A 19314-nucleotide genomic window follows, 5' to 3' on the forward strand; every position below is an offset into this window, starting at 1 on the left:
TTCAGTCAAGTTTTGAAACAAATTGCCTATTCGGCGGAGAAAATCTTTCCGAAAGTCATTCAGCGTTTTTTAGCATTCTCATAAACGCTACTGCGCTCCCGTTTGCCGACCGCAACAACGGAAACGACCACGCGCTCGTCGATCACTTGATAAACCAAGCGATAGCCGGAAGCCTTCAATTTGATTTTGTAACAGTCCGGCATCCCATGCAGCGCATCGGCAGGGACTCTAGGCAGATTCAAGCGTTCGCCCAGCTTCTTTTTGAATTGCTCTCGTAGCGTATGACCCAACTTGTTCCATTCTTTGTGAGCAGATGGCAGAAATTCGAGCTTATAAGTCATCCAGGCTTACCGAAATAGGCGTCTCGTGACTGCGGGCGCGAACGATTTCAGCAAGCTCCAGATCATCAAGCCGCTCCATCATTGCTTCGTACACATCCGCTGGAACCATGTAGCCCATAACGCGATTGTGGTTGAGAACCGCCACAGCTCCGCCATGCGCGCCGTTCAGAACGGCAGAAGGGTTTTTCTTTAACTCGGAAACACTGACAGCCATGTCGGCGAGAACACTTTGCATAATAAAAGACCTCAATTGAGGTCGTGATTTTGGTCTATTTTTTTAACTGCAACAACCATGGCTTTGTGTTGAATGACCAGAGGTCACCGGAACTAGCCCTGGCGTCCCTTGCGCAACATCACATTCAACTGATCCACCACCTCCGCCCAATCGGCATCATCCAGAATCTCGTCACGCAAAAACTGCGACTGGCTCTCCGTCCAGAAGAACGCATCGGCCAAGTGCAGCTTGGGTTTAAGCGGGGAATGGGTGGCGATGAATTGGTCGATGCTGACCGGGTCGTTGTCCAGGCCGAGTTGTTTGAACAAGGATGGGAGGCTGTGATTTGGGTTTTCCATTGCAGTGATCCTTGGAATTAGCGGTGAATGGAAGATCATTCGCGGGCAAGCCTTGCTCCTACAAAGGCTGTGGCGGCCACACAATCACTGGACACCCAAAACCGTTGTAGGAGCAAGGCTTGCCCGCGAAGGCGTCAATGAAAACGCCGCAAAATCCTAATGACTCAACTCCCGCACCTCGGCATGCGGCACCATTTTCAGAAACTCCGGCATGCTCATGTGCAGCAGATAATTGTGGTTGCCCGCCTCCAGATAAATATCTTTCTGCCGCGTCAGCAACGGGTCGATGACCATGTCCAGCCCGTACGAGTCACCCAGCGGCGGCACCGCGCCGCGTTCGCAGTCGTCGAAGATGTGCGCCAGGTTGCTTTCGCGGGTCAGTTGCCATTCGCCGCTGTTGCGCACTTTGCTCAAGTCCAGATGACGACTGGCCGGCAGCACGGCCATCAGGTAATGCCCGTGGTGGTCGTCGAGGATGATCGATTTGGCCACCCGCTCCGCTGGCACGCCGGCGACGCGCGCGGTTTCCAGGCTGCTCGATGAATGTCGATGAGCAACGACGTCATATTCGCAATGCGCCCGGGTCAGGCTGCTTTGCACCTTTTTTGCCATTCGCATGATGCACCTCGGTGTCGCGCGGAAGGTGGTTGCTGTGTTTTGAGTCTAGTTCGACGGGCCGCTGACGAAGGGAAATCCGCTCACCGGACACATCCGCACATTGATCAAAATTCATCCAGAGCAACCCTCAACTAGACTGAAAGAACCCGCCACTGACGCTCATGGAGAGTCACGTGAACAGCCGATGTTGTGCCTTCGCCTTGCTCCTGCTGACAAGCGCATCCGCCTTCGCCGCCGACACCTCATTGCCAGCGATGAGCCCGGTCGGTCTGTGGCTGATCACGCTGGGCATCGTGTTCCTGATCGCCGAAGCCGCATTGCCCAACTACGGGGTGATCGGTCTGGGCGGGATCATCATGTTCGTTATCGGTGCGCTGATTCTGAGCAACGCCGAACTGCCGGTGCCGATGATGATCGGCCTCGGTTTGATCAGCGCTGTGCTGTTGATCGCTTTGCTGATACGCGCGCTGAAAACCCGCCCACGCCACGCCGTCAGTGGCGATGCCGGACTGCTCGGCAGCGTCACCGCGATCACCAACGTACAACCGGGCGATGCGCGTAACGGCTGGATTCAACTGCAAGGCGAACGCTGGCAAGTGCTCAGCGCGACTCCGCTGCACACCGGGCAATCGGTGCGTGTGGTGGGTCGCAAGGGATTGATGCTGGAAGTGGCCGCGACTGACGCGGCGCCGCTCGGAGAGTGATCATGGGTCTGCAAATCGGTTTTGTTGCGCTGCTGTTGTTGGTGATTGCCCTCGCCGGCTCGACGTTCCGCATCCTGCGTGAATACGAGCGCGGTGTGGTGTTCCAGCTCGGACGTTTCTGGCAGGTCAAAGGCCCGGGCCTGATCCTGCTGATTCCGGTGGTGCAGCAAATGGTTCGGGTCGATCTACGCACCGTCGTCCTCGATGTACCGCCGCAGGACGTGATCACTCGCGACAACGTGTCGGTGAAGGTCAACGCGGTGTTGTATTTCCGCGTACTCGATCCGCAGAAGGCGATTATTCAGGTCGAGGATTTTCTCTCGGCCACCAGTCAGTTGGCGCAGACGACGTTGCGCGCGGTGCTGGGGAAACATGAACTGGATGAATTGCTGGCCGAACGTGAGCAGTTGAACATCGACATCCAGCAAGTGCTCGATGCGCAGACCGATGCGTGGGGAATCAAGGTCGCCAACGTCGAAATCAAACACGTCGACCTTAATGAATCGATGGTGCGCGCCATCGCCAAACAGGCCGAAGCCGAGCGGGAACGGCGGGCCAAGGTGATCCACGCCGAGGGCGAATTGCAGGCGTCGGAAAAACTGATGCAGGCTGCGGAAATGCTTGGCCGTCAGCCTGGGGCGATGCAGTTGCGGTATATGCAGACGCTGAGCTCGATTGCCGGCGACAAGAGTTCGACGATTGTTTTTCCGTTGCCGATTGAGTTGCTCAAGGGGATGGCGGATTTGTCGGGGAAATCTTGAGGAGCGAAAGATCGCAGCCTGCGGCAGCTCCTACAGGATTAGCCTGCGGGGGGTTTGGGGGTGAACAGGCGCGCTTTTATGCCTCCAGCGTGGATTTCAGCACTGGGCTGCCAGGTCGTCGGCAGCGGTGAAAATTCTTCCGGGCCGTCGAAGGTTCCGATCAGCCACACCCGGCCTTGACCTTGCAGTTCCGCGAGGCTGTCCAGATATACATCCCGATTGACCAACGTGCCGAAGCCGTACTCGTTAGGCCGCGTCGTCTGGCCATCTGCTGTCGGTGGCGTGTAGAGGCGGATCTGCGCGCCGGTGCGGTCGTAGTAGACGTAACTCAGGTACCAGAGCATGTCGCTGGTGATGATCCGGTCACCCGGCAGGAAATGTTGATTGACGTAATTTACGACGCGATCGAGCTGATCATCGCTGTCGACATTGGCGTTGTTACTGAGACCGACCAGCTCCACGCCGATCAATGAAACCAGCACCGCCAGTGCAAACAACCGTGCGCGACTGTACAAGCGGTCAACGGCCATTGCCGCCAGCATCGGCAAACCGAGGGCGTACGCCGTCAGGTAGCGCTCGATGAACACCGGGGTGATGAGCGACACCGCGAACACCAGCATTAGCGGCAGTCCGGTGTACAACGCCAGGAGAATACTTCCGCGCGACACACTGCGGTCGCGCATCACCGCGACAACCGCCAGCGCCAACAACGCCATCGGCAGCGCGACGAAAACCAACATCGGCAGGTTCTCGCCATTGTCCTGAATCAGCCACGACCAGATCATCGACGGCAGAGAACTCAGGGTGACCGCCGGCTCCCAGCCCACATCGCCGCCCGCCTTGAGTTGTTCCATGTGCTGCATCAAGTCGAGCAGATTGGGCAGCCAGGGCAGGTACAACGCGACGATCGCCAGATTCGCCAGCCACCAGTTCCAGCGCTGGATATGCCGGAACCGGTAACCGCGCTGGACGCGAATCACGATCAGGTAAAGCCAGTGACACAACGCCGCGAGCACGGCGAAGTAATGGGTGTACAACGCCGCGCTCATCAACAGCGCGTAAATCACCAGATAGCGGTGCCGTTGCGGGCGTCGGATCCAGTAGACCAGCGCCACACTCGCGGCGATCAGCAACAGGCCAAGCAGCGCATACATGCGCACTTCCTGGCTGTAGCGCACCGCTGTCGGCAGCAGCGCCAACAACAAACCGGCGACGAAAGCGGCGCGGCGAGTGGCCAGACGATCAACCAGCCAGATGCCCATCCCGACCGCGGCGATGCCCGCCAGTGCACTCAGACAGCGGATCGCGAAAATGCCGTCACCGAACAGTTCGATCCAGCCATGCAGCAGCATGAAATACAACGGCGGATGCACATCGAAGGCCGCGTGCTTCCAGATCTCGCTCAGCGAATAGCGCGCCAGCAACAGGCTGGAACCTTCATCGCCCCAGATCGCCGCCGCTGTCAGATCATAAAATCGCACGAACGCGGCCAGCGCCAGCAGTGGCCACAGCCAGTGTTCTTTGACCCAGCGCACCAGCCACCGCGTGCCGAACCAGGAGCCGGGTGCGGCAAAGGGGTCTTGGGTGTCGCCGACCGGCGTGACTCTGTTAGCCGCCATTGCTTCCTCATGCCACGCCACGGCACCACGAAAATATGGCGTCGAAACCTGCCTCTCACTTTAGGTCAGCCACAGCGCAACCGTCGATGAAGGTTTAGCGTTTCACGACACCCGGCGATGCGGCGGCCACTTCCCCCGCCGGATACACCGACTCCCAGCCCCCACCCAACGCTTTGTACAACCCGACCATCGCCAACGAAACGCCGGTCGAGCTTTCCACCCACTGTTCCTGCGTCGCCAACAAAGCACCCTGCACCGTCAGGACGTTGACAAAATCGACCACGCCTTCGACGTATTGCTGTTGCGCGGTGCGCAGGGCGATCTGGTTTTGCCGAACGGCTTCGGCGAGGCTGTCGCGGCGGCGCTGGCTGGCGTTGTAGGCGGTGAGTTGATCGTCGATTTCGTGCCAGGCGCGCAGCACGGTTTGCTGATAGGCGATGGCCGCTTCCTGTTGCTGGGCCTCGCGCAGTTGCAGCACGCCGCGCAGGCGACCGCCGTCGAACAGCGGCAAGCTGAATTGCGGGCCGATGCCGAACGCGCGCGAGCCCCACGAGCCGAAGTCACTGAGCTGCATGGCTTGCGAGCTGAGGTTGCCGGACAAGGTGATGCGCGGGTAGAAATCGCCTTTGGCGACGCCGATATTGGCGGTGGCCGCGTGCAGGCGCGACTCGGCCTGACGGATGTCCGGACGGCGTTCGGCCAGTTGCGACGGCAGACCGATGGCGACTTGCAGCGGCGACTGCGGCACGGCAGCATCTGTGGATAACTCTTTGGCCAAGGCTTGCGGTGGTTCACCCATCAACAAGCTGATCGCGTTGATCAGTTGCGATTGGCGTTGTTCCAGCGCCGGCAAGCGCGATTCGATGGCGGCGACTTGCGCGGCGGCTTCGGCGACGTCCAGATCAGTCGCGACGCCGTCGGCCAGACGCAGCTGCGAGAGGTTCAGGCTGTGTCGGGCGACGTCGAGGTTTTGCTCGGTGACGGCGCGGGTGTTTTGTACGCCGCGCAACTGAATGTAGTTTTGCGCGGTGTCGGCGAGCACGGCCAGCAGCACGCCGCGACGGTCGTTTTCGGCGACTTCGAGGTTGGCGTCGGCGGCTTCGGTTTCGCGGCGCACGCGCCCCCAGAAATCCAGCTCCCACGAGGCGGAGAAACCGGCGTCCCACAGGTTGAAGGCGGAATCACCGTCGAGTCCGGATGGATCGCTGAGGCCTTTGCCGCTGTTGCGTTCGCGGCCGTAACTGCCGGTGGCGGCGGTGTTCGGGTAGCGGTCGGCGCTGATGACCTGGCGGGCGGCGCGGCTTTGTTGCAGACGGCTGCTGGCCAGTTGCAGGTCGAGGTTGCTCTTCACCGCACGTTGGGTCAGCGTGGAAAGTTGCGGGTCGTGGAAGACTTCCCACCAGCGTTCGTTGAGGGGTTCGCTGACGGCTTGGCTCGGGGCGGATTTGGCGGGTTTGGCCCAGTCGCTGATTTGTGTGGCTTGGGGTTTTTGGAAGTCTGGGCCGACGGTGCAGGCGGTGAGACTGGCCATAAGCAAGGCACTTAGAGTGAGTTGCTGCAACTGGCCTCTTCGCGAGCAGGCTCGCTCCCACATTTTGGATTGCGTTTTCCCTGTGGGAGCGAGCCTGCTCGCGAAGGCGTCGGTGCGGTCAACACTGTTCATCGCTGAGTCACCTCACGCACAGACTTCGCCGAACTCGCGGTATCAATCCGCGCCTCCACTGACATGCCCACCCGCAACCGCTCAGCCAACGGCTGACCCGGTTCGAGCATGATCTTCACCGGAATCCGCTGCACGACCTTGGTGAAGTTACCCGTGGCGTTGTCCGGCTTCACTGCTGCAAACGTCACACCCGTGGCCGGCGCAATGCTTTCGACGCGACCGCTCAAGGCTTCACCGCCCAGACTGTCGACACGCACCTGCACCTCCTGCCCCGGCTGCACATCCGTCAGTTGAGTTTCCTGAAAATTCGCCACCACATACGCCTGCTGCAACGGCACCACCGCTAGCAACTTGCTGCCCGGCGTTACATAGGCGCCGACGCGCACCGCGCGCTCGCCGATCATGCCGTCCTGCGGCGCGGTGATACGTGTGTAGGAGAGTTCGAAACTGGCGATTTCCAGCGCCGCTTGCGCGTGCTTCAGGCTGCCTTCGGCGGCATCACGTTGGGCGGTGAGGATATCGACTTGCTTGCGCTCCGCCGCCAGTTTCGCGGTGGCGGTGTCGAGGTGCGCCGTCGCTTGATCGATGCGCGTGCGCGCCTGTTGCGCGTTCTGCACAGTGCCGGCACCGACGCCGGCCAGGTGGTTGTAGCGATTTAATTCCTGCTGGGCAAAGGCCATTTCTGCTTTGGCCGACACCACCGACGCCTGCGCCTGAGCGATCACCGAGGTCTGCCGTTCCAGCGTCGCCTTGGCGTTCTGCAACTGCGCCCGCGCCACCAGTGTCTGCGCGTCCGCCGCTTCGGCGGACGCACGCAAATCGCGATCATCAATCAGCGCCAGCAACTGCCCGGCCTTGACGCGCTGGTTGTCTTCGACCAGCACTTCTTTGATAAACCCGGCCACACGCGGCACCACCAGGGTGTAGTCGGCGGAGACGAACGCGTCGTTGGTATTTTGCTGGGTGCGTTTACCAAACAGGCCGGGCATCGCCAGATACACCAACACGCCCACGGCCAGCGCGGCGGCCACGGCCACGGCGAGTTTTTGCTTTGCTTGAGTCGTCATAAAAACCTTCATTGTTCAGTGCAGCAATCAGGTCGGCGCGCGCGGTGGAAAGATCCGCGTCGGCAGCCAGAAAATCAGCAGGATCAGCATCACCGCGACGCCAGCCATGCACACATAGAGATCGGAAGAAGTCAGCACCACGGCCTGTTCGTGCAGGCGATGAGCGAGGCCCGGATCGCTGCGATCGGCCAGCGGCGAATTGCCGAGGCTGTCGATCAACATGTTCGAATGGAAATGCAGACGCGACGTGGTCAGCGCTTCGATCACCCCGGTGGCGACCACGGCCGACAGGCCTTTCACCGTGTTGAACCACGCCGACGCGAACGGCCCTTCCAGCGGCGAAATGCTCCCGGTCGAAAGCATCAACAACGGCAACACCGCCATCGGCTGACCGAAAATCTGCAGCCATTGCAGGACATAAAAATCGTCGCGAATCCACGCCGACGTCAGTTGCGAACCACCGAGGCACGACAGCGCCAACATGCTCAAACCGATCCCGAGCACCCAGCGACAATCGACCCAACGCAGATTGCACAGCGCCGCCACCAGCGGCAGCGCGATCAACTGCGGCAACGCAGCGAGCAGCATGATCGGCGCGGTCTGCACCGGGCGATAACCCTGCACCTGTGCCAGATAACTCGACGGAATCAACACCACTGCCAGCAAAATCACCAACACACCGGCCAGGGTCATCAGCGCGAATGACAGGTTGCGAATACCGAGCATCTGCAATTTGAAAAACGGAATCGGCTGCGACCATTCATTGATCAAAAACGCTACCAGCAACAGCGAACCAGCGCCGAGCAAGCCGCAGATCAGGCTCGATTCGAACCAGTCCAGTCGATTGCCCTGCAGCAAACCGATCACCAACATGCAGATCGCCGGGAAGCCCAGCAGCAGGCCTTTCCAGTTGAATGCCTTGAGGCGTTCCAGTCGTAGCGGATCCTGCGGAATGCCGTAAGCCACCATCGCCATGGCGATCAGGCACGGCACGATGATTTGCCAGAACGTCCATTGCCAGCCGACGTATTCCGTCCACAAACCGGCGAGCGGCGTACCGAGGCCGGGGCCGAAAGTCGCGGTCAGCGCGTAACCGGCCAGACCGTAGAGTTTGATATTTGCCGGCAAGAAGCGCAGGGCCACGGTCATCAGCATCGGCGGCAGCGCGCCGCCGGCCAGGCCTTGCAGGATGCGCATCAACAGCAGACTTTCGTAATTCGGCGCGAACGGGCACAGCACGCCGAGCACGGTGAACAGGCCGATTGCGCAGAGGGTGAAACGGCGCAGCGAGAAGGTCACCGAGCACCACGGCGCAAACGCCATGGCCGCGACCGAGGTGGCGGTGTAACTGGCGACCAGCCAGGTGCCTTCGTCGTAACCGATGTGCAGCGCGCCACGGATGTCGGCGAGGGCCACTTTGGTGACCATCTCGTTGAGGCCCGACACCAGCACCGCCAGCAGCACGCCGACCAGACCGGTGATGATCCGCGCCCCGAACACCGGAGGCGCGGCCGCCGTCGCCGGGCTGGCCGCAGCGAGGGGCGCCGAGACCGTCAGGGATGTCATGAATGAAAACTCCGGGGGTGGGAAATACCGGAGCATTTTAGTGGGGCTTATCGCTGACGAAAATTGACTTATTGGCAGGTTATAAGTGCGCCAGACACAATGATTAAACGCAAAAGATCGCAGCCTTCGGCAGCTCCTACAGGGATTGCATTCCAATGTAGGAGCTGCCGAAGGCTGCGATCTTTTGATCTGTTGTTAAGGTTGCGCGGCCAGCCAGGTTTCGTCGCAGCAGGTTTTCAGGGTTTCACGCAGCCAGCGGTGCGCCGGATCCTTGTCAAAACGCGGGTGCCAGGCTTGTGTCAGCATCAAGGTCGGCAACGGAATCGGCAGGTCGAACGAGCGCAGCTTCAAACCCAATCGCCGCACGCTGAGCAGCGCTTCCTTGGGCACCGGCAGAATCAGATCGGAATCCGGCAAGGCAAACATCGCCGCATGAAAACTCGGCGCAATCACCGCCACCCGCCGCTCCAGCCCCAACGCGTTCAGCGCCGTATCAATCGGGCCGCGAGCGATACCACGGCGCGACATGCTGATATGGGAAAAACCAGCGTAGCGTTCGGCAGTTATTTCACCGTCGAGCAGCGGATGATCTTCACGAACCAGCCCAACGAAATGCGTAGAAAACAGATTCTGCACTTTCACTTCAGGGCTGACCGGCCGGGTGTTGCTGACGCTGAGGTCGATCCGTCCTTCGCGCAACGCTTCATCATCGCCATCGCCCTCGGGGACAAAACGCAGCTCGCAGTGCGGTGCTTGTTGGTCGAGGGTGTCGAACAGCTTGCCGCCGTAGACGCCGATGAAAAAGTCATTGGCGCGGATGCTGAAGCGCCGGCGCAGCGTGCCCAATTCCACCGTGTCAGCGGAGCGGAACAGCAGCGCGGCTTGTTCGACGACGTCGCGCACCTGCTCACGTAATTCCAGTGCTTTGGGGGTTGGCACCAGGCCACGGCCGGCGCGCACGAGGATCGGATCGCCGATGGCTTCGCGGATACGCGTGAGGGTGCGGCTCATCGCGGCGGGGCTGAGGTTCATCCGCCGCGCGGCGCCGACCACACTGCCCTCGTCGAGCAAAGCGTCGAGGGCGACCAGAAGGTTCATGTCCGGGAGCTGCATGGCGAGCACTCGTGGCGAATCAGGATTGATCTGCGTGCAATCCTAGCAGATCAAAACATCGCAGCCTTCGGCATCTCCTACGGGGATCCCATTCCATGTAGGAGCTGCCGAAGGCTGCGATCTTTTCAGGTCAGCGCTGCATACCCCAGCGCTTCACGGTCACCCGCTCCAGCGTGTCAAACACCAGATTCTCCACCAGCAAACCAATCAGAATCACCACCGCCAACCCGGCAAACACCTTGTCGGTGTACAGCTCATTACGATTCTGAAAGATTTACCAGCCCAAACCACCCTTGCCACTGGTCGCACCGAACACCAATTCCGCCGCGATCAACGTGCGCCAGGCAAACGCCCAGCCAATTTTGAGCCCGGCCAGAATCGACGGCAGCGCCGCAGGAATGAGGATGAACAGCACCAGCCGCAATCCCTTCAAACCATAATTGCGCCCAGCCATGCGCAGCGTCTCGGACACCCCGAGAAACCCCGCATAAGTATTCAGCGCCAACGCCCACAACACCGAATGCACCAGCACAAAAATCAGGCTGTTCTGCCCCAACCCAAACCACAGCAACGCCAATGGCAGCAGGGCAATCGCCGGTAACGGGTTAAACATCGAGGTCAGTGTACTCAGCAGATCGCGCCCAAACTGGGTCGACACCGCCAGTGTCGTCAGGGCAAACGCCAGAACGATGCCGATCAGATAACCCTTGAGCAGCACCACCAAGGATATCCACACCTTGCTCAACAACTCGCCGCTGAGCAGGCCGTCGTACAACGCATGGCTGGTCTGCAGAAAACTCGGCAGCAACAGATCGTTGTTCTGCACCCGCGCGACGATTTCCCAAAGCACCGCGAGCAATATCAGGATCAGGCTTTTGCGCAGCCAACCCTGTTGCCACAGCCGAGTACCGAGGGACAGTTCGCGTTCGACCGGCACTTCCGTCAGTGGCTCTAATACAATTTCGAATTCTTCACGCACAGATGATGACTGGCTCATCGGGTTGATCCTCCTGGCCGCTCAATAGGCGATGCGAATGTCGTTGAAGTCGTGGTCACGCTCGGTTTCCGGCGACTGGCCTTCGTCGAACAGCAGACGATGAATGCGCCGCGCCGATTCCTGAAACGCCACGCCACCGAGGCTGTGCAGATCGTATTGATGGCTGTGCACTTCGGCGCGCACCCGCCCCGGATGCGGCGACAGCAAAAGGATGCGATTGCCGACCACCAGCGCCTCTTCAATCGAGTGCGTGACGAACAACAGGGTGAAGCGCACTTCTTCCCAGAGCAGCAGCAACTCTTCCTGCATCTTGCGGCGGGTCAGCGCGTCCAGCGCGGCGAACGGTTCGTCCATCAAAAGAATTTTCGGCTGCATCGCCAACGCCCGGGCAATCGCCACGCGCGCTTTCATGCCGCCGGACAACGTGTGCGGATAGGCATCGGCAAACGCCGCCAGCCCGACCTTATCCAGATAGTGCAGCGCGCGTTCTTCGGCTTCTTTTTTCTTCAGCGTGCGCGACGCCAGCAGCGGAAACATCACGTTCTGTTTGACGGTTTTCCACGGCGGCAGTTGATCGAATTCCTGGAATACCACAATCCGGTCTGGCCCTGGCGCGTCGACGCGCTGGCCTTGCAGACGGATCTCGCCTTCGCACGGTTGAATGAACCCGGCGACCGCTTTGAGCAAGGTGGACTTGCCGCAACCGGACGGGCCGAGCAGCACGTAGCGATCGGCCGGGTCGATTTCAAAACTGACCTGGTGCGTGGCGCGCACCACACGTTGCGGCGTGCGGTATTCGAGGCTGACATGATCGACCGCCAACAGCGCTTCGCGGTTGACGATCAGGTTGCTGGCCGCGTGGCCTTGCAAAGGGGCGTTCATCTCGGTCAGCTCCCTTGCAGCGGTTTGGCGTCCTGGAAGAAATAGTCCTTCCACGATTCAGGTTTGTTTTTGATCGCGCCGACGCGGTAGAGGAATTCGGCTAGTGGATACGTATTTTTCGGCGTCACGCTGAATTCGAACTGCGGGTTGTCGATGATTTTCAGCAACGCTGCGCGGTCGATTTTCGCTTTGGTCACGCGGATGTAGGTGTCGGCCGCCGCGCCCTTATCGTTCTGCGCAAATTGCGCCGCCTCGGTCAGTGCTTCAACGAAGGCTTTGTAGGTTTTCGGGTTTTCCTCGCGGAATTTCTCGGTGGCGAACAGCACCGTCGGCGAGTTCGGGCCGAGCACGTCATACGAGTTGAGCACGACGTGAACGTTAGGGTTTTCCAACGCCTGATCCTGGAACGGCGGGTTGGAGAAATGCCCGGTCAGCTCGGTGCCGCCGGCGATCAACGCAGCCGTGGCGTCCGGGTGCGGAACGGCGATGGTGTATTTGTCGAGGCGATTGAATTCCTTGTCGCCCCACTGCTTGGCCGCCGCGTACTGCAGGAAGCGCGACTGTACCGACACGCCAACCGCTGGCACTGCGATGCGATCCTTCTCGGTGAAATCGGCGATGGTTTTGACCTTCGGATTGTTGCTCACCAAGTAGTAAGGGAAGTTGCCCAGCGAGGCGACGGCTTTGACGTTTTGCTTGCCGTGGGTGCGATCCCAAATGGTCAGCAGCGGCCCGACGCCGGCACCGGCAATGTCGATGGAACCGGACAACAGCGCATCATTGACCGCAGCGCCGCCCGAGAGCTGCGTCCAGTCGACCTTGATGTCGATGCCTTCCTGCTTGCCGTACTTCTCGATCAGGCCCTGATCGCGCACCACGTTGAGCAATAAATAGACGATGCCGAACTGTTCGGCGATGCGAATTTCACCTTCGGCGTGGGCCACGGTCGGTGCGACCAGGCTGCCGGCAATCAGGCTGAAACCGAGGCCGATGGCGGCGGCCAGCGGGGCAAATGGAAGTCGTTTGGACATGATCGAATCTCCGGCAAATCAGAAAGGCGCGTCGCCCTGAATGGTCGTGCGATACAGCTTGCGGCGCAGGTGCGCGGGGCAGCCGGCGGCGAGGTGGATCAGCGAACGGTTGTCCCAGAACACCAGGTCGTGGGGCTGCCACTGATGGCGGTAGATGTTTTGCGGCAACACGCTGTGGGCGTAGAGCTCGCTCAGCAGTTGCTGGCTCTCGTCGTCCGGCAGACCAACGATGCGCGTGGTGAAACCTTCGCTGACGAACAGCGCCTTGCGGCCGTTTTCCGGGTGCGTGCGCACCACCGGGTGCACCACTTCCGCGACCTGAGCGAGTTGCTCCGGGGTCAGCGTCGGGCGCCAGTTGCCTTCGAATTTGGTTTCGCTGTAACGCGCGGTGTAGGAATGCGCGGCGCTGCGCCCTTCGACTGCTTTACGCAGCTCAGCGGGCAGGTTGTCCCAGGCTTTGTGCATGTCGGCGAACAAGGTGTCGCCGCCCTCGGAAGGCAGCTCTTGCGCATGCAACATCGAGCCAAGGCTCGGCAGCTCTTTATAGGAAAGGTCCGAGTGCCAGAATTTGCCGGCGTCGCCGAGGCCGATGTTTTGGCCGTTTTCGACGATGTTGGAAACGATGAGAATTTCCGGGTGATTGGCCAGCAGGAACTGTTTGAGTACGTGAATCTGCAACACACCGAAGCGGCGGCTGAAGTCGATCTGCTGTTGCGGGGTGATTTGCTGATCGCGGAATACCACGACGTGGTGGTCGAGGTGCGCGCGATGGATGCGCGCAAAGTCTTGATCATTGATCGGCCGGGTGAGGTCGAGGCCAACGATCTCGGCGCCAACGGCACCGCTGAACGGGCGAATTTCGAAGGTTTGCGGCGCGGCGCTCGCGGCGCTTGGGGTAGCAGTAGCTGCGGACATCTTTCAATCTCCCACGCACGGCGCGCTCATGGGCGCGCTCGTCGATCAGACACTCACGCTGGATTGCGTGTCGGTTCAGGTCGTGCGGCGCGCCGATTGGTCGGCAGGTACGCAGGGGAGTGACTTTATAGCTATAAGAATCTGAAATTAAATACCGTTAATGAATAACGATATGGCGAATGGTGAGGAATGGACTGGGTGGTGAGTGACGATTTTTGTCACTTGCTGACAGAGATGTGGCGTTTCGGCTGACGCTATCGCGAGCAGGCTCACTCCTACAGGGATCGCATTTCATCTGGAGAAATGCGATTCCTGTAGGAGTGAGCCTGCTCGCGATGAGGCCAGCGAAGCCACCATAGAATCAACGCTCGTGTAGTGCCTCAGCCCGCGCGCGGATGATCGGCTTGAGCAGGTAGCTCAACACCGATTTCTTGCCGGTAATGATATCCACCGACGCGACCATCCCCGGAATGATCAGCAACGGCTTGTCATCCGTACCCAGATGACTGCGCTCCGTACGCACCTTGATCACGTAGTACGTGGTCTTCTTGTCTTCATCGGTAATGGTGTCGGCACCGATCTGCTCAAGCTTGGCTTTCAGGCCACCATAAATGGTGTAGTCGTACGCGGTGAATTTCACCGTGGCTTCCTGGCCCGGATGCAGGAATGCGATGTCCTGCGGGCGGATTTTTGCTTCGACCAGCAAGGTGTCGTCCAGCGGCACAATCTCCACCAAATCGCTGCCCGGCTGGATCACGCCGCCGATGGTGTTGACCAGCAACTTGTTGACGATGCCCCGCACGGGCGAGGTGACCAGCGTACGGCTGACGCGATCTTCCAGCGCCTTGCCGGTAGCGCTGGCCTTGTTCAGGTCGGTACGCGCTTCGTTGAGCTGGGTCAGCGCTTCACTGCGGAATTTGCCGCGCGTCTCGTCGATCTTGCGCTGCACTTCCTTGATCGCCGATTCGGCACGCGGAATCGCCAAAGTTGTGGCATCGAGCTGACCACGGGTTTCCACCTCGGCACGCTTCAGGCGCAGCACTTCCACCGGGGACACTGCACCCTGCGCCACCAGCGGCTCCGACATGTTGATTTCCTGACGCTGCAAGCCGAGTTGCTGGCGGTATTGGCCCTGCTTGGAGCCAAATTCGCGAAGCTCTTGCTGACGCTGAATCAACTGCTCCTGCAAACCGCCGATCTCGTCGTGCAGTTGCTGGCGGCGGCTGATGTACAGCGACTCTTCGCTTTTCGCCTGGCCCGGCACGGCTTTCAGCACGTCCTCAGGAAAATTCAGCGGACGGTCATCGACTTCGGCGCTCAGACGCTCCACGCGCAGCAGCATCGACAGACGATCGGCCTCGGTTTCGCCGACGTTGGAGGCAAAACGCGTGTCGTCGAGACGAATGAGCGGTGCGCCGGCCTCAACGATCTGGCCTTCCTTGACGAACAGCTCGGAGACGATCCCGCCCTCAAGGTTCTGGATTTTCTGGATCTTCGACGACGGAATCGCCTTGCCGTCGCCCTTGGTCACTTCGTCGATCACGGCGAAATTGGCCCAGAGCATAAGAAAAACGAAGAAGCCGATGATCGCCCAAATGGTCAGGCGCACGACGCGCGGGGCGTCCTCGATCAGCGCCTTGTTGACCTCTGGCAGCGGCTGGCCCTGCAACGATGCCGAGCCCTTGAAGTAGCGACGGATCGAATCCTTGAAACCCGACTTAAGCAACACTGATCTGCCCCTTCTTCAACGCTTCCATCACGGCGGCTTTCGGGCCATCGGCGAGAATCTGACCACGGTCGACCACCAACAGGCGATCGACCAGCGACAACAGTGAAGCCCGGTGCGTGACCAGAATCACGGTCTTGTTTTCAATCACTGCCGCGAGGCGTTGCTTGAGGCGTTCTTCGCCGGTGTTGTCCATCGCGCTGGTGGGTTCATCCATCAGCAAAATCGGCGGATTGAGCAACAGCGCGCGGGCCAGGGCGACGTTCTGTCGTTGGCCGCCGGAGAGGTTCTGCCCGCGCTCGCCGACTTGCAGCTCATAGCCTTGCGGGTGCAGACGGGCGAATTCGTGGACGCCGGCCAGTTCGGCGGCTTGCAGCACCAGTTCGTCTTCTACATAACGCGCACCGGAAACCAGGTTGTCACGCAGGGTGCCGGCCAGCAGTTGGATGTCTTGTGGCACATAGCCGATGTTGTAGCGCAGCTCGCTGACGTCGATCTGGCGGATGTCCACACCGTCGACCAGCAAGGCGCCATCGTCCGGCTGATAGAGGCCGACCAGCAGTTTAGCCAGGGAGCTTTTGCCCGAGCCGCTGCGACCGATGATGCCGATTTTTTCGCCGGGACGAACCACCAGGTTGATGTTCTTCAGCGCCGGGTTCTGTTGTTCCGGGTAGGTGAAGTTGAGTTGGCGGCACTCGATGGCACCTTGCAAAACCTTGCGGCTCAGAGGGCGCTCTTCGAAGTTGCGCTCTTGCGGCAGCTCCATCATTTGATCGACCGAGGTCATGGTCACCCGCGCCTGTTGATAGCGCGTGAGCAGACCGGACAGCGAGGCCAGCGGGCTCAGCGCGCGACCGCTGAGCATGTAGCAAGCGATCAGACCGCCCATGCTCAGATGCCCGTCGATGATCTGGTACACGCCGAAGACGATCATGATCACCCCGGCCAGTTGCTGGATCAGCAGGGTGATGTTCATCGCCAGACCGGAGAGCATTTTCACCCGCAGTTCGAGGCGGCTGAGGGTGCCGATGGTCTGTTCCCACTGGTATTGGCGTTCGCTTTCGGCGTTGTTGACCTTGACCGCGTCGAGACCGGCGAGGGTTTCGATCAGGCTCGATTGACGCTCGGCGCCGAGGGCCATGGTGCGTTCCATGGTGGCCACCAGCGGCTTCTGCAAGGCGTAGCCGATCAGCAAGGCAATCGGGAACGCCAGCACCGGAATCCACACCAGATGCCCGCCAAGAATGGCGATGACGATGAAGATCAGGATGGTGAACGGCAGGTCGATCAGGCTGGTCAGGGTCAGCGAGGCGAGGAAATCGCGCAGGCTCTGAAACTCATGAATGTTCTGCGCAAAGCTGCCGACTCGGGCCGGGCGATACTTCATCGACATGCCGACGATGCGCTCGAACAGCGTCGCCGAGATGATCAGGTCGGTTTTCTTGCCGGCCAGATCCAGGCACAAACTGCGCAGGCTCTTGAGGATCAGGTCGAACAGGTAAGCGCCGGTAATCCCGAGGGCCAAGACCCACAGGGTCGCTTCGGCCTGGTTCGGCACCACGCGGTCGTAGACGTTCATCACAAACAGCGGCGCGGCCATCGCAATGATGTTGATCAGGAAACTTGCGGCAATCGCATCGGCGTACAGCCAGCGCGAGCGCTTGAGGGTGTCGCGGAACCACGAGCGCGCACGCGGAATCAGCGTGCCGTGGTTGACGTCGAATTTGTGTTGCGGCTGGGCGAAGAAGACTTTGCCGGTGTAATCGTCGGCGAGCAGTTCGCGACTGACCACGGATTCGCCGCCGTCGCTTTCGCTGAGCAGCACCCGCGCTTCATCTTCACCTTGCCAGCCCAACAGGACGGCGCTGCGGCCATCCTTGAGCAGCAACAGCGCGGGCATGGCGATCGCCGGAATTTCTTCCAGTTTGCGCTGCAACACCCGCCCTTGCAGGCCGGCGCGAGCCGCCGCGCGGGGCAGCAACTCGACACTCAAACGTTGTTTGGGCAGTGGCAGGCCGGTGGTCAGCATCGCCGCGCTGGCAGGCTTCTGATGGAGCATGCAAAGGGCGAGCAGACCATCCAGTAACGGATCGTCGTGCAACGCGCGTGGATCATGACTGAGATGAACTCGACTGACTTCTGATTCCACGCTCGACACTCTTTAACAGTTGAAAGGGATAACTCAATTCATCCCAGGCAGCTGAACCTTGGGCTTCACGTCGTTCTGCACAACGGATGCCAACGGCGCGACCACTCCCTGGCTTCTGAGCAACTCGCCCATGGTCGCCTTGATTCGGTACTGAGTAAATAACTGAATGTTTTTGATTTCAGCCAGACGCCGCGATGCGGTGAACAGCTCGTTTTCGCTGTCGAGCAAATCGAGCAGGGTGCGTTCGCCGAGGCTGAATTGACGCTGGTAAGCAGTGCGCACGGCGGTGCTGTGATCGACGTATTGCTGCGCGATCGGCACCTGCGCGTTGGCGTTGTTCAAAGCGTTCCAGGCCAGGCCCAGCTCTTCGTTCAACTGACGCAGGGCGTTGTTGCGGATGTCCAACGCCTGGTTCGACAGGTACGACTTCGATTCCAGATCAGCCTTGTTGCTGCCACCGGAATAGAGGTTGAAGCGCATGCGCAGCATGGCTTGCCACTCGTTGTTGTGACCGTTCTGGCCATCGATATCGTTGTCGGCGGTGCGGCCCAGTTCAGCGTCGAAACGCGGGTAGAAGGTCGACTTGGCGGTCTCATACTGCTTCTCGGCAGCGGCGATGTCGGACTCGGCCGAACGCAGGATCGGGCTGTTTTCGACCATCTGCGTGCGCGCTTCATTGAGGTTGGCCGGCATCATCGCGATGAACGGCGCCGGGCGCTCCAGTTGGTCAGGCATCTGGCCGACGGCGCTGAGAAAGTTGGTTTCCGAATCGGCGAGGTTGGTTTGCTCGGTGATCAGGTTGTTGCGGGCCTGAGCCATACGCGCTTCGGCCTGATCAAGGTCGGCGCCGCTGCCGACGCCGCGCTGAGTGCGCAACTGGATCTGATCGTAGATGCGCTGGTGGCTCTTGAGGTTTTCTTCGGCCAGACGCACGAACTCGCGGCGGGTCAGCACGTCCAGATAAACCTGGGCGACGGTCAACGCGGTGCGCTCGGAAGTGCCGAGCAACGAGTAAGCGCGGGAGTTAACGGTGGCTTGTTGACGCCCGACTTCGCTAGAAGTGGCAAAACCGTCAAAAACCATTTGCGAGAGACGTAAACTTGACTCGCTGCGGTTCAGGGTTTCGTAGTGGTTACCGGAATCGGCGCGTGTGGTCACGCTGTCGGTGCCCTCACGGCCATAACCACCCAGCAGATCGACCTTCGGCAGGTATCCACCTTTCGCTGCTCTTAATTGATAATCCGCCGCCAAACGACTGTTCACCCCTGCCTGGATCTCCGGATGGACATCCAATGCCTGCTGCATGGCTTCTGGTAAGGATTGTGCTTGTACAAAAGAGGCGGCGAGAGCGAAGGGTACGGCGAAAAGCAGGGGCGAACGCATGGTAGGAATTTCCCAGAACTTCTTGTCTTGAATCACAGCAAAAACGGGGCGCTGCGTCGGATGATGGCAACCAGATTGACCGTATGTCGGAAAGTTCAAAACAGGAACTGGATCACACGCTGAAGGACGGGTCGCCGCGGAAATATCAATGTGACATTACTGGGGCGATTGTTTAGGATGGCACCCAGAAGGTCAATAGTTTGGCA

The 19314-nt window shown here is 60.0% G+C and carries 17 protein-coding genes and 1 pseudogene; 2 read left to right on the forward strand and 16 right to left on the reverse strand.

Annotated elements, in window-relative coordinates; translation table 11 throughout:
- Window positions 1-59: 59 nt before the first annotated feature.
- The 4 genes from ACIOMO_RS23570 to ACIOMO_RS23585 form a co-directional block, all read right to left on the reverse strand.
- The gene (locus ACIOMO_RS23570; protein ID WP_053116449.1) at window positions 60-341 is read right to left on the reverse strand and encodes a type II toxin-antitoxin system RelE/ParE family toxin; all 282 of its coding nucleotides are present in this window, start codon (window positions 339-341) and stop codon (window positions 60-62) included.
- On the reverse strand, window positions 331-576 hold the full coding sequence (locus ACIOMO_RS23575) for a type II toxin-antitoxin system Phd/YefM family antitoxin (RefSeq protein ID WP_053116448.1): 246 nt from the start codon (window positions 574-576) through the stop codon (window positions 331-333). The genes ACIOMO_RS23570 and ACIOMO_RS23575 overlap by 11 nt, the downstream gene beginning before the upstream one ends.
- A 92-nt stretch (window positions 577-668) precedes the next feature.
- The gene (locus tag ACIOMO_RS23580; protein WP_401243877.1) at window positions 669-914 is read right to left on the reverse strand and encodes a DUF2789 domain-containing protein; all 246 of its coding nucleotides are present in this window, start codon (window positions 912-914) and stop codon (window positions 669-671) included.
- A 156-nt stretch (window positions 915-1070) separates the two neighbouring features.
- Complete coding sequence (locus ACIOMO_RS23585; RefSeq protein WP_053116446.1) at window positions 1071-1532, reverse strand: aminoacyl-tRNA deacylase; 462 nt, start codon at window positions 1530-1532, stop codon at window positions 1071-1073.
- 173 nt (window positions 1533-1705) lie between these two features.
- On the opposite strand from ACIOMO_RS23585, the gene ACIOMO_RS23590 reads away from it, so the two are divergent.
- On the forward strand, window positions 1706-2236 hold the full coding sequence (locus tag ACIOMO_RS23590) for an NfeD family protein (protein ID WP_053116445.1): 531 nt from the start codon (window positions 1706-1708) through the stop codon (window positions 2234-2236).
- A 2-nt stretch (window positions 2237-2238) separates the two neighbouring features.
- Window positions 2239-2997, forward strand: coding sequence for a slipin family protein (locus tag ACIOMO_RS23595; protein ID WP_003220464.1), 759 nt, complete (start codon window positions 2239-2241; stop codon window positions 2995-2997).
- Window positions 2998-3035: 38 nt separating this feature from the next.
- On the opposite strand, the gene ACIOMO_RS23600 is transcribed toward ACIOMO_RS23595, so the two are convergent.
- The 12 genes and pseudogenes from ACIOMO_RS23600 to ACIOMO_RS23655 form a co-directional block, all read right to left on the reverse strand.
- Window positions 3036-4616 (reverse strand): glycosyltransferase family 39 protein, encoded by a 1581-nt coding sequence (locus tag ACIOMO_RS23600; protein WP_401243880.1) that lies wholly within the window; start codon window positions 4614-4616, stop codon window positions 3036-3038.
- 94 nt (window positions 4617-4710) lie between these two features.
- Window positions 4711-6279, reverse strand: a complete 1569-nt coding sequence (locus tag ACIOMO_RS23605) for an efflux transporter outer membrane subunit (RefSeq protein ID WP_401243882.1) — start codon at window positions 6277-6279, stop codon at window positions 4711-4713.
- Complete coding sequence (locus ACIOMO_RS23610) at window positions 6276-7346, reverse strand: HlyD family secretion protein (protein ID WP_159814724.1); 1071 nt, start codon at window positions 7344-7346, stop codon at window positions 6276-6278. The genes ACIOMO_RS23605 and ACIOMO_RS23610 overlap by 4 nt, the downstream gene beginning before the upstream one ends.
- 27 nt (window positions 7347-7373) lie before the next feature.
- Window positions 7374-8912, reverse strand: coding sequence for an MFS transporter (locus ACIOMO_RS23615; RefSeq protein WP_400646019.1), 1539 nt, complete (start codon window positions 8910-8912; stop codon window positions 7374-7376).
- 195 nt (window positions 8913-9107) lie between these two features.
- Window positions 9108-10025, reverse strand: a complete 918-nt coding sequence (locus tag ACIOMO_RS23620) for a LysR family transcriptional regulator (protein WP_053116440.1) — start codon at window positions 10023-10025, stop codon at window positions 9108-9110.
- A 130-nt stretch (window positions 10026-10155) separates the two neighbouring features.
- Window positions 10156-11022, reverse strand: a pseudogene (locus ACIOMO_RS23625) (ABC transporter permease).
- A gap of 21 nt (window positions 11023-11043) precedes the next feature.
- On the reverse strand, window positions 11044-11904 hold the full coding sequence (locus ACIOMO_RS23630; protein WP_401243884.1) for an ABC transporter ATP-binding protein: 861 nt from the start codon (window positions 11902-11904) through the stop codon (window positions 11044-11046).
- A gap of 5 nt (window positions 11905-11909) precedes the next feature.
- A complete protein-coding gene (locus ACIOMO_RS23635) occupies window positions 11910-12935 on the reverse strand; it encodes an ABC transporter substrate-binding protein (RefSeq protein WP_053116437.1) in 1026 nt (341 codons plus the stop codon).
- 18 nt (window positions 12936-12953) lie between these two features.
- Entirely contained in the window at window positions 12954-13850 is an 897-nt protein-coding gene (locus ACIOMO_RS23640) for a TauD/TfdA dioxygenase family protein (RefSeq protein ID WP_400646009.1), read from the reverse strand.
- Between the two features lie 361 nt (window positions 13851-14211).
- On the reverse strand, window positions 14212-15579 hold the full coding sequence (locus ACIOMO_RS23645) for an HlyD family type I secretion periplasmic adaptor subunit (protein ID WP_053116435.1): 1368 nt from the start codon (window positions 15577-15579) through the stop codon (window positions 14212-14214).
- Window positions 15569-17725, reverse strand: coding sequence for a type I secretion system permease/ATPase (locus tag ACIOMO_RS23650; RefSeq protein WP_053116434.1), 2157 nt, complete (start codon window positions 17723-17725; stop codon window positions 15569-15571). The genes ACIOMO_RS23645 and ACIOMO_RS23650 overlap by 11 nt, the downstream gene beginning before the upstream one ends.
- 33 nt (window positions 17726-17758) lie before the next feature.
- A complete protein-coding gene (locus ACIOMO_RS23655) occupies window positions 17759-19108 on the reverse strand; it encodes a TolC family outer membrane protein (RefSeq protein ID WP_053116433.1) in 1350 nt (449 codons plus the stop codon).
- Window positions 19109-19314: the final 206 nt, after the last annotated feature.

The sequence above is a fragment of the Pseudomonas sp. NPDC087804 genome, assembly GCF_044742965.1.
Taxonomy (GTDB): domain Bacteria; phylum Pseudomonadota; class Gammaproteobacteria; order Pseudomonadales; family Pseudomonadaceae; genus Aquipseudomonas; species Aquipseudomonas rustica.